This window comes from Microbulbifer litoralis (genome assembly GCF_023634065.1).
Classification (GTDB): domain Bacteria; phylum Pseudomonadota; class Gammaproteobacteria; order Pseudomonadales; family Cellvibrionaceae; genus Microbulbifer; species Microbulbifer litoralis.
Genome location: NZ_JALKCV010000011.1, coordinates 61,780 through 75,339, shown reverse-complemented (window position 1 = coordinate 75,339; position 13,560 = coordinate 61,780). Strand labels below are relative to the sequence as shown.

Sequence of the window (13,560 nt, the reverse complement as noted above, 5' to 3'; positions counted from 1 at the left end):
GGTCCACCCGGTTTTTTATTGTCTTCGGGATACGTTGATCCCGGTGTGGGCCGGGTCGCCGCATGGATTTTGTCTCTCAAACCGGCAGAAGCCGTGCCTGCGGGTGCATCCAGAACAGCAATCAATACGTCTTATGCTGAGTGAGAGCAGAAACCGACGTTAAAGGTAGGGCAGGGGACCATGCGCGCAATTGGCAATTTTCTGTGGTTTGTTCTGGGAGGGTTCTTTATGGGCCTGATGTGGTGGCTGGCTGGGCTGATCGCCGCCATCACCATTGTCGGGATTCCATGGGCCCGGGCCTGTTTTGTCATCGGCCAGTTTACCTTCCTGCCGTTTGGCCGCGAGGCAATCGGTCGCTGGGAGCTCTACCGGCGGGACGATATCGGCACCAGCCCGTTTGGTGCGGTCGGCAATATCCTCTGGTTCCTGTTCTGTGGCCTGTGGCTGGCCATCGGCCACCTGTGCAGTGCGCTGTGCTGTTTTATTACCATTATCGGGATTCCATTTGGCATCCAGCACCTGAAGCTGGCCGGCATTGCCCTGTGGCCGATCGGCAAGACGATTGTGCCTGTCGAGGTGGCCGAGGCGGCTCGCAGGGCGAACGCCGCGGCAACAGTAGCGGGAATTCGAGGGTAACTGCAGGGCACAGGTTGGGCAGGGCAGGCTGTTGTACACCTGCACCCGCCCTGCCAGGGTGATCAGGCACCCACTTTCAGCGGCAGCCCGGTAACGCTCTCGATGGCCCCCCAGATGACGCTCACCACTGCATTCCATACCTTTTCTATGGTGACGGTAAGCAGGCCCCGCAGGGTCTTGGCGAAGTTGAGTGCCATATCCTCGAGTGAGTCCAGGAAGTAGTCCCTGAGGTCCTCTTCGATTTCATCGTTGATCATTGCGGTGGCAATAAGCTGCGCCTGCTTGGCCAGCGCCTGCACCTGCCGCTCTGAAAAACCGCGGATTTCGGCAACATCGTTGTCTATGATGGTCGAGGCGGCGTCTTTGATGTCCGCGACCAGTTGATTGACGTCCAGTGACATATCGATCTCCTTATCGGTTCAGGAAGGCTTCGTAGGTGAGTGCCTGGTCCATCGAGATAACCACCCCGTTCTTGAAAATTTTGACAGCGCCGGGCGTGAGGCCCCGGTCTTCGTCAGTTTCCCGCATTTTCTGCAGGGTCCCCGAGATCTGTTCCAGCGATGCAACACTCGGCGGGCTGTCTTCAAACAGTATCTCCCTGTCACTGGCAATCAGGTAGTCATTGATTTTTTCCAGTATCTCTGCGTCCGGTATCGGGCGGGTTTCGGACTGCATGGCGAGCGCTTCCACCCTGCCAATCAGGTTGTGATAGGTGTCCTCGCGCTCGGGAAATGACTGTTTGGTAGTGCCCATGGACACCGATGAGAAGAAACCCAGCAGGCTGGCGTTGACCTCGGTCAGGTCGGAGTAGAGCTCCTTGTCGTAACCCGGGGCCAGCTGTACACAACCGGTCAGCAGGATTGAAAACAGCAATAGGGTGATTGATCGCTTGGCGAGACAGGTCGCACGCATATTTTTCTCCTTTTTCTAGTTCAGGCTTCGGTGGCTTCCGCTGGCAGTTGTTGTATCGCCAGCTGTTCCGGAGCCAGTTTTGCCACCAGCGTATTGACGACCTCCTGGTTATCGAAATAACGGGAGTGTGTCCGCGCTGCCAGTTTGTCGGGAAAGGTACCGTAGGAGTTGACCTCCAGCTCGCTGCACTTGGCGGAGGCGGGTACGGAAGAGCCGCTGGCGAACCAGTCGGTACGGGCCTTGATATCGACCCACTCGACAAGGTCCTCGCGCCGGGAGAGGGACACCACCTCTTCCTGGAGCCACCCGGCCTGTTTGCCGAGTACTTCGATCAGGGAGCCGAGCGTGAGGATACGCACGGGGATTCCCACCGGTGGCAGGTCGGCGAACAGGTCGACAGTGACCACGCTGCCGAAACTGTGGCCGACCACCGTGAGAGAGTGATACTCGGCTGGGTCCAGGCGCGCCTCGAGCTGTTCGCGGACCCGCCGGATGATTTCGAAACGCATCGCGGGCTGACCGGCGGCGCTGGGCTCGTCGGTGATATAGCGTTTGCAGAAATCCGAGATGTCGACCAACAGCGAGACCGGCACCGCGGCGATCAGGAGGCTGATCACCGCCCAGATCTTCCAGCCGCCGATCGCATCGCTAAAGCCCTTCAATGCATCGGTGACGTCGTAGAGCGGGCTGCTGGCCTCCAGGTGGACGGCTTCGATAAACAGCACGATAGTGCTCAGGTACCACGCGATCAGTGCAGATGCCGAGAGCGTCAGCCCGAATGTCAGGTACTTGCGCCGCAGTACGCCCTTCCAGATATGGATATTGGCAATCCAGAACCAGAATAGCGAAAAGCCGCGGATCATGCGGGTCTTCAGCGACTCCTGGGTGAGACTGGGTACCAGGTCGTTCCAGTAGGCTTCGGCGATATCGACCTCGTGGCGGTCGTCGCCGGAGCCGGCCCGGAGCCTGCGCACGCCCGGTGGCACGGCGGAATCGGATATCTCCGCCAGGGGAGTGCGCTCACTGGCGGCGACCAGTCCCGCGGTAAAAACAGAGAGCTGCTCCGAACTGGATACCCGCGCCAGCCCCGGGATCAGTAAAATCAGGTTTCGTTTCATACTATGCCCGGGAGGGTGCGAACCCAGGATCGCTTATTGTTGAATGGGGTACAGTTCCCAAGGTTGTGTGATCTGGGTCTGCTTTTATATGTCAGTCTGCCGGGGAAAGTAAACGGCGGAATGGGGAAGGCAACACGAAGCCGTTAGAAATGGACAAAAGTCATTTAAGTCGCTTATAAAATTGCAATGATGTGACAGGCGGTGTGGAGTGGGACGGGCGCTGCCATTGTCGACGGCGCCCGTTGCGGCATGCAGGGTTCAGCCCATCCGGTGCAGTGCGCAGACCTTGTTGCCGGCGGGATCGCGCAGATAGGCCAGGTACAGTTTGCCCAGGGCGCCTTCGCGCACACCGGGAGGTTCTTCACAGCTGGTGCCGCCATTGGCGAGCCCCGCCGCGTGCCAGGCATCTGCCGTTTCGGGGTTCTCTGCGGCAAAACCGATAGTGCTGCCATTGCCGTGACACGCCGGCTCGCCGTCGATGGGCTTGCTGATCGCAAAGACACCGCTTTTGGTAAAGTAGAAGCAGCGGCCTTTTTCATCGATCTTGCCCGGTTCGCAACCCATGGCCCCCAGGACGGCATCGTAGAATGCCTTTGATTCCTGAATATCGTTTGCGCCCACCATGATATGGCTAAACATTGTGCGTCTCCCTGTTATGGTTTGAAAGGTGGCTGGGCCTGTGACTGGCAGCCCCTGTCTACTATTCGTGGGTAACTCGGACATATAACGCCGGGTCGTCTCTATTGCCGCCCGACTGCCGCCCGGAAATATTCAGCGGCCCGGAATCGCCGTGACCACCTTCACGAAATACTCCCAGAAATTCCCCACACTCTCAATATGCACCCGCTCCTCCGGCGAGTGCGCCCGGCGGATGGTGGGGCCGAAGGAGACCATGTCCCAGTGGGGATAGGGCTTGGACAGCAGGCCGCACTCGAGGCCGGCGTGGATGACCTTCACTTCCGGTTCGCTGCCTTCCATTTCCCGGTAGACCTCTTTCATCAGTGCCAGCAGCGGTGACTGCATATTGGGTGTCCAGCCGGGATAGGGATTGTCCAGCGATACAGCGGCACCGGCCAGCTCGAAGGCGGCGGCCACGTTGAGGGCGTGCTGGTCGCGGGCACTGTCAGACAGGCTGCGCACCAGGCACTGCACGCGTACGCGGTGCGCGCCATCCTCCTGCTCGGTAACCACACGCGCCAGGTTGTTGGAGGTTTCGGCGATCCCCTCCAGTGCGGTGCTCATGCGTTCGACGCCGTTGGGGCAGCAGCGCAGGGCGCGGATCAGTTTTTGCTGGGTGTCCCGGTCCAGCGCGTTGGCGGCGGTATCGGTCTCGTCCAGGGTTATATCCAGTTTGGCTTCGTTGTCCAGCTCCGCGCCGATTACGGCACTTTCCCGCTGGACGATTTCCATCAGTCGCGCGGCACTGCCCGCGGGCGCGGCAACAGTGGTAAAGGACTCCCGCGGAATGGCGTTGCGCAGGCTGCCGCCGTCCAACGCGGCGATGCGCAGGTCCGGGATTTCTGCCAGTGCCGCATCGACGATGCGGTTGGCGATCTTGTTGGCGTTGCCGCGGCCCTTGTCGATATCCAGGCCGGAGTGGCCACCGCGCAGGCCGCGTACGCTCAAGCGGAAGGTCTTGTGGTCGGCCGGCAATGGCTCGGCGGCGTAGGGCAGTTGAATATTGATATCCACGCCGCCGGCGCAGCCGACATAGAGTTCGCCCTCGTCTTCGGTATCCAGGTTCAGCAGCAGTTCCGCGTCGAAGTAGCCGGGCTGCAGGTGCTTGGCGCCGGTCATGCCCGCCTCTTCGTCGATGGTGAGCAGGGCTTCCAGGGCGGGGTGTGGGATATCGGTGCTTTCCAGCAGGGCCAGGATGGCGGCCACACCGATGCCGTTGTCGGCGCCCAGTGTGGTGCCGGTGGCCGTGACCCATTCGCCGTCTATCTGTGGGCGGATCGGGTCTTTCAGGAAATCGTGGTCCGAGTCGGCATTTTTCTGCGGCACCATGTCCACGTGGCTCTGCAGGGCGATGACCTTGCGGCTCTCCATGCCCGGGGTGGCCGGCTTCCTGATGATGACATTGCCAATTTTATCCAGCTCCACGTCCAGGCCACGCTCTTTGCAGAAGTCGACAATGTAGGCGACAACCTGTTCTTCGTGTTTGGAGGGGCGCGGGATGTCGCAGAGCCTGGCGAAATGCTTCCAGAGGGGTTTTGGATTGAGTTCGGCGATGGATGACATGGTGTTTCCTTCTGGCTGAGCCCGCCGGGGTGGCGGCGGCTCGGGTTTTGACCGGGCGGGCTTTTGGCCCCCGCGGCTGGAAATCTCTGATGCCCGGGAGAGATTGTGCCGGCACTTCGAAAGTTGCCGGTTTACCTAGTGGTCCATGCGGAAAGTTGTGTAACTGTTCGCGTCGCCAAAGCGCCCAGCTCTGCGTTGAGAAAGCTTGAAATAGAACCACTATCCCTGCGCTTTCTCGCCTTGATCTGAACACTTTGGCTGTGCTCCTTAGTCACCAAACTTTCCGCATGGACCGCTAGCGTCGACTGTGATCCCCTCTCCCGTGGGAGAGGGGGGCTCTGCGGAACCTTTACGCGGGCTGCTCGGCTTCGACGAGTTCCAGTGCGATGCGACGCTTGTCCACGTCCACACCGGAGACCTTCACCGTGACCGGCTGCTCCAGTTGGTAGGTCTTGTCGTTGTAGGTCAGCCTGAGGTGTTTGCCGTCGAAATCCGGCAGGTTTTTCCTGTCGGTGTTCAGGCGCACGAAGCCGTCGATACCGTTGTCGTCCAGGCGCACGCCCAGGCCGGCGCCATTGACCAGGGTGATTTTGCCGCTGAAGGTCTGGCCGGCCTTGTCCTGCATAAACTGGGCGTAGAGCCACTGTTCCAGTGCGCGGTTGGCCTGGCGGCCGCGCATCAGGCTGTCCTGCAGGGACTCGAGCTGTTCGTCGGACAGCGTCTCCGCCTTGTTTTCCTCTGCCGCGGCGCGCAGTACGCGGTGGTTGTGCAGGTCGTTGTACTTGCGGATCGGTGAGGTGACGGTGGCGTAGGCGCCGAGTCCCAGGCCCAGGTGGGCGCCGGCCTTGTTGTCGAGCTGGCCCGGGCGCAGCATGCGCTTCAGGACGGTGAGCAGGTACTGCATCTCCGGTTCGCGGTGGGTCTCGAGGAACTTGACCAGTGCCAGGTAGTGCTCCAGCTGCAGCAGGTCCCTGTCTGCGTATTCCGGCACTGTTTCCTTGAGCAGGCTCTTGACCTCGCCCATGCGTTCCTCGCGGAAGCCCAGATGGACGGAGAAGCAGCCCTGCTGCAGTGCGGCCAGTTTTTCGCCGATGCTGATATTGGTGGCGAGCATGGCTTCCTCCACCATGCGCTGGGCGACGTTGCGTTCCTGTTTCTCGATGCGCGCGATCTTGCGTTGCTCGTCCAGGTGGATCTCGTAGTCGGGCCGGTCCTCCATGATCAGCGAGTGGCCGGCGCGGTAACTGGCGCGGGCGGCACTCAGGTCTGCGAGGGCCCGCAGGCTGTCTCGCTGTGCTTCCGGCACCGCGCTGTCCTCGCCGCCGATAAATCTTGCAACCTGTTCGTAGCTGAGTTTGTGCTGTGAGCGGATGGCGCCGAACTCGTAGCGGCTTTCGCCGAGGCCGCCGTCGCTGTCGACATCGACATGTAGTACCAGCGCCGGGCGCAGTTCCCCCTCCACCAGGGAGAAGCGGTTCTCGCACAGGTCGCGCGGCAGCATCGGCAGGGTTTCGCCGGGCAGGTACTGGCTGTGGGCGCGCCTGAAAGCCTCCCTATCCAGCGGGCTGCCGGGCTCGATGACGCTGGACGGGTCGGCCACGGCGATATGCAGGGTCCAGCCACCGTCGCGCGGGCTGACCGCCAGGGCATCGTCCATATCGCGGGTGGACTCGGCGTCAATGGTGGCGAAGCCGTACTCCGACAGGTCCTTGCGCCCGGCGACCACCGCTTCCAGTCTGTCGGTGATTTCCCCGGCCTGTTTCAGCGCGGCGTCGTCGAAGCGGTCGGACAACCGGTGCTGGGCCACGACGAAGGCGTGTTCGATACCGGGCATATCCGGTTTGCCGATCACACTGGCCACTTTGGCCTGGGCCCTGCCGTCCCTGAACGGGTGGCGGTTGATCCTGGCGCTGATGAATTCGCCCGGCTGTGCCTTGCCGCGGGCTTTCGGTGGCAGGAAGATCCAGCGGTTGAAGCCGGGCAGGCTGGGCTGGATAAAGTGGCCCTGTCCGCGCTGCACATATTTGCCCACCAGGTGCTCCAGCTCGCTCTCCAGCAGCGCGTCCAGCTCGGCGGCGAGTTTGCCCTTGTCCTCTTCGGAAAGGCTGACCCGCACCCGGTCGCCGGGGAAGACACGCTCCATTTCCGGCGGCGGCAGGAAGGCCTCGCGGCCGTCGTCCAGCACCACAAAACCGAACTTGCCGTTGCTGCCGCGGACCCGGCCCTCGGCGAATTCCTTGGTGGAGCGAATATCGGATTTCAGATCTTTGAGTTGTTTCAGCGCGTCGGCGTTCAGCATCGGGGGTTCTCAGTCACGGGATCGATTTGGGCGCGGATTCTACCAGAGCGCGGCGACAGGGCCAGTTCCACGGGGTTCGGCCGCGCCGGCAACGGGTGACCCGGTGGATTCGTTCATCCTCGAATGACCCTTTATCCTAATATTTCCACAATATGGTGACGATTTAGCCTCTTTTGCGGCTCGTTATGCAAAGTTTGCAAACTTTATATCCTGTTCGTAGATATAATCTTACCTTCTGATAAGAACAGACAAGGGCTGTGGTTGTTCCCCAGCTGTAGAACCGGTCCCCGGAGAGGAACAGACAATGAGTATATTTTCCCATTCCGCCTACGATAAGCACGAACAAGTGGCTTTTTACCAGGATGCCAAAAGCGGCCTGAAGGCGATTATTGCGGTGCACAACACCAATCTGGGACCCTCACTGGGTGGCTGCCGTATGTGGCCCTACGCCGATGACGGCGAGGCCCTGAACGACGTTCTGCGCCTGTCCCGCGGTATGACCTACAAATCCGCCATGGCCGGCCTGAAGCTCGGCGGCGGCAAATCCGTGATCATCGGCGATCCGCGCAAGGACAAGACGCCGGAACTGCTGCGCGCCATGGGTGAATTCATCAACACCCTGGGCGGGCGCTATATCACCGCCGAGGACTCGGGCACCAGTGTCGAGGATATGCACATTATCGGCGAGCGTACCGAATTTGTCTCCGGCCTGAACGAGAGTTCCGAGCACGGCGGCGACCCGTCCCCGTCCACTGCCTACGGTGTCTTTGTCGGCCTCAAGGCCGCCGTCGAGCACCGCTGGGGCAGGACCGACCTGAGCGGCCTGAAAGTATCCGTGCAGGGTGTCGGCAACGTCGGCTTCCGGCTGGCGAAGCTGTTGGAGGAGGCAGGGGCTGAATTGTTCGTGACCGATATTTTCCAGGACAACATCGATCGCGCCGTCAATCAGCTGGGCGCTACCGCCGTGGGTGCCGAAGAGATTTTCGACCTGGATGTGGACCTGTTTGCCCCCTGCGCCATGGGCGCCATCCTCAACGACGACACTATCTCCCGCCTGAAGGTTGGCGCCATCGCCGGTGCCGCGAATAACCAGCTGGCGGAAGAGCGCCACGCCGAAGTGCTGCGCGAGAAGGGCATGCTGTACGCGCCGGATTATGTGATCAACGCCGGCGGCATCATCGATGTCTACTACCAGCAGCAGGGCAGCCCTGAGCGCGGCGGGGACGGCTACGATCCGGCGCAGGTGAAGGCGCATATCGAGACCATCGGCACCACCATGCAGGAAGTCTTCCAGCGCGCGGAAGAGAGTGGCGAAACCACGGCCCATGTGGCCGATCGCGTGGCGGAAGAGCGTTTTGGCCACGAGGACGCGCTAAAAAAAACTGATTCTGCCGCTGCGTAAAAATTGATCACTGCAGTGTCCGGCGGCGCCCCAGAGGTATGCGTGGTTGCAGAATTGACCACAGGGCCCGCTGGAGCTGCCGGCTATTCTCCCCAAAGCGATTGCGTCATCGCTTTCTCTCAGTGATGTATTTCCCGGGCACCCCGGTGCCCGTTTTTTCCTTCCCCATCGTATCGATGGACTGATTCGACGAATCCGGCGCAATCTTCCCGCCGATTTTGCCTACACTTTCCCTTCTGGAGGGGCGCCCCGGAATTTCTGCGAGTGCCGCCGGTCCACCCACTAGCAATAGACCAGGGAATAACAAGATGAAGTTGCACCAGCTCCTGTTCGGCCTCCCGCTCGCTGCCAGCCTGCTCACCGGCTGCGGCAACGGCAATGATGACACCCACAAGGCCATGTCCGTCGACAAGGAGGCCGCCGCCAGCAGCCGCGCCGCCGCCGCCGACAAGGAGGCTTTTGTCGAGCCGCCGGCACTGGAGATTCCCTTCCACAAGGAGCAGCTGGAAAACGGCCTGACAGTGATTGTGCACGAGGATCACAAGGCCCCGGTGGTATCGATCAATATCTGGTACAAGGTGGGTTCCAAGGATGAAGAGCCGGGCAAGACCGGCTTTGCCCACCTGTTTGAACACCTGATGTTCAACGGCTCCGAAAACTACCCCGGCGAATACTTCGAGCCCTTCCAGCGTTCCGGTGCCACGGATATGAACGGCACCACCAACAACGACCGCACCAATTACTTCGAAACCGTGCCCAAGGGGGCCCTGGATATGGCGCTGTGGATGGAGTCGGACCGCATGGGCCACTTCAGCGGCGCCATCACCCAGGACGTGCTGGACGAACAGCGCGGCGTGGTGAAAAACGAAAAACGCCAGGGGGAAAATGCGCCCTACGGCAAGGCCTTTGACACCATCGCCAGCAGCACCTTCCCGCCGTTCCACCCCTATTCCTGGACGCCGATCGGCTCCATGGAAGACCTGGACGATGCCAGCGTGGACGACGTCAAGCAGTGGTTCGCCGACTACTACCAGCCGGCCAATGCCATCCTGGTGATCGCCGGCGATATATCCGTGGAGGAAGCCATGGCCAAGGCGCGCCAGTATTTTGGCGATATTCCCAGTAGCAACGTGCCGCCACGGATCAAAAACTGGGAGTTGCCGGCGCAGGTCAACAAGCGCGAGATCCTGTTCGACCAGGTGCCGCAGACCCGTATCTACAAGGTCTGGAATGTTCCCGCCATCGGCAGCGAGGAGGAAGACGCGCTGGACCTGATCACCTCCATGCTGGCCAACCGCCAGAACTCGCTGCTCTACCGGCGGCTGGTGCGCGATGAGCAGGTAGCCACCAATGTGAGCGCCTTTTATTACGGCCGCCAGCTGGCCGGGCAATTGATGGTCATCGTCGACGTCAAGCCCGGGCAGCCGCTGGAGAAGGTCGAGGAGCTGCTGGACAAGGAGCTGCGCCAGTTCGCCAGGAGTGGTGTCACCACCGAAGAGCTGCGGCGTATCAAGCAGAGCGACTTCGCCAGCCTGGTCAAGGGGCTGGAGAAAACCGGCGGCTTTGGCGGCAAGAGCGATATCCTGGCTCGCTCCGAGTTCTACTACGGCGATCCGGGCGCACTGCTCGACGGCCTGAAGAATTTCGCCAGGCTGACGGCGCTGGATGTGCAGAATGTCGCCAGCCGCTGGCTGACCGATAACAGCTATACGCTGATCATCAAGCCCAAGCAGCAATTCACTGCCGCCGGCGAGGGAGTGGACCGCAGCGAACTGCCGGCGGTGGACAAGAATGTCGAGCTGGAACTGCCGCAACAGCATGAATTCACACTGGACAACGGCCTGCGTGTGGTATTGGCGGAGCGCCACGATACGCCGGCGGTGTTCATGAACCTGCAATTCCACAGCGGTGCCGCCGCCGACGGCGACAAACCCGGCCTGGCCTCCGTTGCCGCGCGCATGCTCAGCGAGGGCGCGGGCGAGATGGATGCACTGCAGTTCAGCGCGCGCGAGGAGGAGCTGGGGGCCAGTATCGGCGCCGGCAGTGGCCTCGATTACAACAGCATCACATTCAGTGCCCTCAGGAACCAGTTGGAGCCATCGCTGGAGCTGTTTGCCAAGGTGATCAAGGAGCCGCTCTTCCCGGAGGAGGACCTGGAGCGGATCAAGTCCAACCGCCTGGATGCGATCGCCCAGGAGGAGGCCCAGCCACAGGGGTTGGCCCTGCGGTCCCTGCCACCGCTGCTGTTCGGCGAGGATCATCCCTACGGTTCGCCACTGACCGGTTCCGGTACCGTCGAAGGCGTGAAGGCGATCAACCGCGACGACCTGGTGGAATTTCACAACCAGTGGGTGCGTCCGGACAACGCCACGCTGACCATCGTCGGCGATGTGACACAGAAGACACTGGAACCCATGCTCAACAAGACGCTGGGTGGATGGCGGAAGCCGAAGGAAGAACTGGTGCGGGTGTCGGTGCCGGCAGTGGAGCGGCCGCCGGAGGCCAAGGTCTACCTGCTGGACAGGCCCGGCGCCCAGCAGAGCTACATCATGGCCGGCCTGGTGATGCCGCCCTGGCAGGAGGAGGGCGCCGAGGCATTCGATGCCATGGCGTCGGTGATTGCCGGCAAGTTCACCTCGCGGGTCAATATGAACCTGCGCGAGGACAAGCACTGGTCCTACGGCGCCCGCGCGGTATCGCTGGATACTGAGGGACAGCGCCCTTACATCCTGTTCGCGCCGGTACAGACTGACAAGACGGCGCAGGCCATCGAGGAACTGCTGAAGGAATACCGGGCTTTCCTGGGCGACAAACCCGTTACCGGGGAGGAGTTGTCGGACTACCGGGACGACGAGGTTCTCAAGCAGAGTGCACGCTTCCAGACCAAGGGCCAGCTGTTGTCCAGTATCACCTGGCAGGTGGAGAAGGGTCTGTCGCCGGAGTATATCGCCGGCTACCCGCAGCGGGTGTCCGCCCTGACACGCGAGGATGTCGAGCAGGCGGCGGAGAAGTTCCTGCAGCCGGGGCAGTTTACCTGGGTGATCGTCGGCGATCTGGACAAAATCCAGGAGCAGATCGAGGCCTTGGATATCGGCCCGGTGACGGTACTGCCGGGCAAGTCATAGCGGAGCGCGGGGACGGGTTGCTGTAAACCATGGACGGGGACACCGAGGACCTGCTGGCCGGATTGGGGCGCGAGGCCCGGGAACTGCTGGCGGAAACGGCCGACATCGCGGTGCTCGGCCAGGTCGGCATCATTGCGCTGGTCTACGCCATTGCGTTTCTGGTCACGCATCGCCTGCAGACGCATGTGGCGGCGCTGCGCCAGCCGCCCTCGGCCCCGCAGCGCTATCCGGGACGGATGCTGCTGTACCGCTTCGGCAGGCTGCTGTTCCCACTGCTGGCCATTCTGTTGCTGAAAGTGGTGGCCGCGTTTATCCCCCGATTGGTTGGCGAGAGCTGGGTGGTGCAGTTGGCGATCGCCATTGCCCTTGTGCTGTTGTACAACGCTTTCATCCGGGAGATTGTCACCAGTCGCGCTGCGGCCTCTGTGTTCCGTTGGGTGGGGATGCCGATCCTGCTGTTGTACGGCCTCGGCGGACTGGACGATATCGTCGCGGTGCTGGATTCGATGGCGGTGCAGATCGGCAACATCCGCCTGTCTGCCTACGGGATCGTCCGCACCCTGATCTTCGGCTCGTTGCTGTTCTGGCTCGGCCGCGTTTCCAACTCCACCGGGCAGACGATCATCCGCCGCCAGGAAGCCCTGGATCTGCGCACTCGGGAAGTCTTTGCCAAGCTGTTCGAGATCGTGCTGTACGTCGTTATCGCCGTGCTGATCCTGCAGTTGATGGGCATCAACCTGACCACGCTGGCGGTGTTTGGCGGCGCGGTGGGCGTGGGGGTCGGTTTCGGGCTGCAGCATATCGCCGCCAATGTGATCTCCGGCATCATCATTATCCTCGACCGCTCCCTGACCCTCGGCGACTACATCGAAATAGAGGATGGGCAAAAGGGCACCGTGGTGAAAATGAGCATGCGTTCAACCATATTGGAGACATTCGATGGCAAGGATGTGGTGGTGCCGAACGAAAAGTTTATTTCCAACGCTTTCGTCAACTGGACGCAGAAGAACAAGAAGCAGCGCTACCGGGTGGATTTCTCTGTGGCCTACAGCACCGATGTGCGCCGGGTGGTGGAAATCATCAAGGCGGCGGTGGCGGCCCACCCGCAGGTGCTGAGTGGAGAAACACTCCCCATCGAGGAGCTGCCGGACTGTGAAATCGACAGTTTCGGCGACAACGGCGTCAACATGTTCGTGGAATTCTGGATGGAGGGCATAGACGACGGTCGCAACCGGGTCGGCGGCGACCTGCTGTTGACCATCCTGGAGACACTGCAGCAGAACGGTGTCGAGATTCCTTTCCCGCAGCGCGATGTGCGCCTGGTCGGGCAGCCGCAACGCGGCGCGCGCGGGTGAGCCGGCCGCGCTCATTTGCGTTTGATTGCCGGGATTTATTTTCGACGCCTGACGGTATCACGCTTTCGCACAGTCGCGAGCGTTTACCTGATCCTTGCGCTACACCAGGTATTGGTTCTCCGACAGGTGGCGATCCGGCACCTCGAAAAACCGCACGGCCCTGTTGCCACACTCCTTGCCGAAATCCGGAAATGTCTTCATGCGGTCGGCAAATATGCCGGAGCTGTGCTGGAAGCAGCCGCCCACATTCATCATTCTGTTGAAATCCGCCCGGAGGCTCCACATCCCCACGCCTTTCCCGGCCAGGTACATGCGCACACGGCGGCAACTGGGCGCGACAGCGTATGCGTAAAGTTTCACCGGAGGGGACATCCCTTGGGCTGAGTGGGCGATTGCGGTAGATTGTATGGCTTTATCATTCGGCCGCAGGGGCTGAACGTTTTTTTGACTTTATGTCGGGGCTCAGGGTGGA

The 13,560-nt window shown here is 61.3% G+C and carries 11 protein-coding genes; 4 read left to right on the top strand and 7 right to left on the bottom strand.

What is annotated here, in order from left to right:
- Positions 1–180: 180 nt before the first annotated feature.
- The gene (locus MWN76_RS15625) at positions 181–636 is read left to right on the top strand and encodes a YccF domain-containing protein (RefSeq protein ID WP_284500577.1); all 456 of its coding nucleotides are present in this window, start codon (positions 181–183) and stop codon (positions 634–636) included.
- A 62-nt stretch (positions 637–698) separates the two neighbouring features.
- Here MWN76_RS15625 and MWN76_RS15620 read toward each other — a convergent pair whose 3' ends face one another.
- From MWN76_RS15620 to MWN76_RS15595, 6 genes are all read right to left on the bottom strand, one after another.
- The gene (locus tag MWN76_RS15620; RefSeq protein ID WP_250462831.1) at positions 699–1,037 is read right to left on the bottom strand and encodes a hypothetical protein; all 339 of its coding nucleotides are present in this window, start codon (positions 1,035–1,037) and stop codon (positions 699–701) included.
- A 10-nt stretch (positions 1,038–1,047) separates the two neighbouring features.
- Positions 1,048–1,548, bottom strand: a complete 501-nt coding sequence (locus MWN76_RS15615) for a hypothetical protein (RefSeq protein ID WP_250462829.1) — start codon at positions 1,546–1,548, stop codon at positions 1,048–1,050.
- Between the two features lie 20 nt (positions 1,549–1,568).
- Entirely contained in the window at positions 1,569–2,666 is a 1,098-nt protein-coding gene (locus tag MWN76_RS15610; RefSeq protein WP_250462828.1) for a hypothetical protein, read from the bottom strand.
- Between the two features lie 258 nt (positions 2,667–2,924).
- Positions 2,925–3,305, bottom strand: coding sequence for a VOC family protein (locus MWN76_RS15605; RefSeq protein ID WP_250462826.1), 381 nt, complete (start codon positions 3,303–3,305; stop codon positions 2,925–2,927).
- A gap of 132 nt (positions 3,306–3,437) precedes the next feature.
- Positions 3,438–4,907 (bottom strand): aminoacyl-histidine dipeptidase, encoded by a 1,470-nt coding sequence (locus tag MWN76_RS15600; protein WP_250462824.1) that lies wholly within the window; start codon positions 4,905–4,907, stop codon positions 3,438–3,440.
- 349 nt (positions 4,908–5,256) lie between these two features.
- A complete protein-coding gene (locus tag MWN76_RS15595; protein WP_250462822.1) occupies positions 5,257–7,206 on the bottom strand; it encodes a VacB/RNase II family 3'-5' exoribonuclease in 1,950 nt (649 codons plus the stop codon).
- Between the two features lie 304 nt (positions 7,207–7,510).
- Here MWN76_RS15595 and MWN76_RS15590 point away from each other — a divergent pair, with 304 nt between their 5' ends.
- The 3 genes from MWN76_RS15590 to MWN76_RS15580 all read left to right on the top strand — a co-directional run bounded on the left by MWN76_RS15590 (position 7,511) and on the right by MWN76_RS15580 (position 13,088).
- Complete coding sequence (locus MWN76_RS15590) at positions 7,511–8,608, top strand: Glu/Leu/Phe/Val dehydrogenase dimerization domain-containing protein (RefSeq protein ID WP_250462819.1); 1,098 nt, start codon at positions 7,511–7,513, stop codon at positions 8,606–8,608.
- 308 nt (positions 8,609–8,916) lie between these two features.
- A complete protein-coding gene (locus MWN76_RS15585; RefSeq protein ID WP_250462816.1) occupies positions 8,917–11,733 on the top strand; it encodes a M16 family metallopeptidase in 2,817 nt (938 codons plus the stop codon).
- A gap of 29 nt (positions 11,734–11,762) precedes the next feature.
- Positions 11,763–13,088 carry a mechanosensitive ion channel family protein gene (locus MWN76_RS15580; protein ID WP_250462813.1) on the top strand — a complete coding sequence of 442 codons (1,326 nt, stop codon included), beginning with the start codon at positions 11,763–11,765 and terminating at the stop codon, positions 13,086–13,088.
- A 99-nt stretch (positions 13,089–13,187) separates the two neighbouring features.
- Here the strand turns inward: MWN76_RS15580 and MWN76_RS15575 are convergent, their stop codons facing one another.
- Complete coding sequence (locus tag MWN76_RS15575) at positions 13,188–13,448, bottom strand: glutathione S-transferase family protein (RefSeq protein ID WP_250462810.1); 261 nt, start codon at positions 13,446–13,448, stop codon at positions 13,188–13,190.
- Between the last annotated feature and the right edge of the window lie 112 nt (positions 13,449–13,560).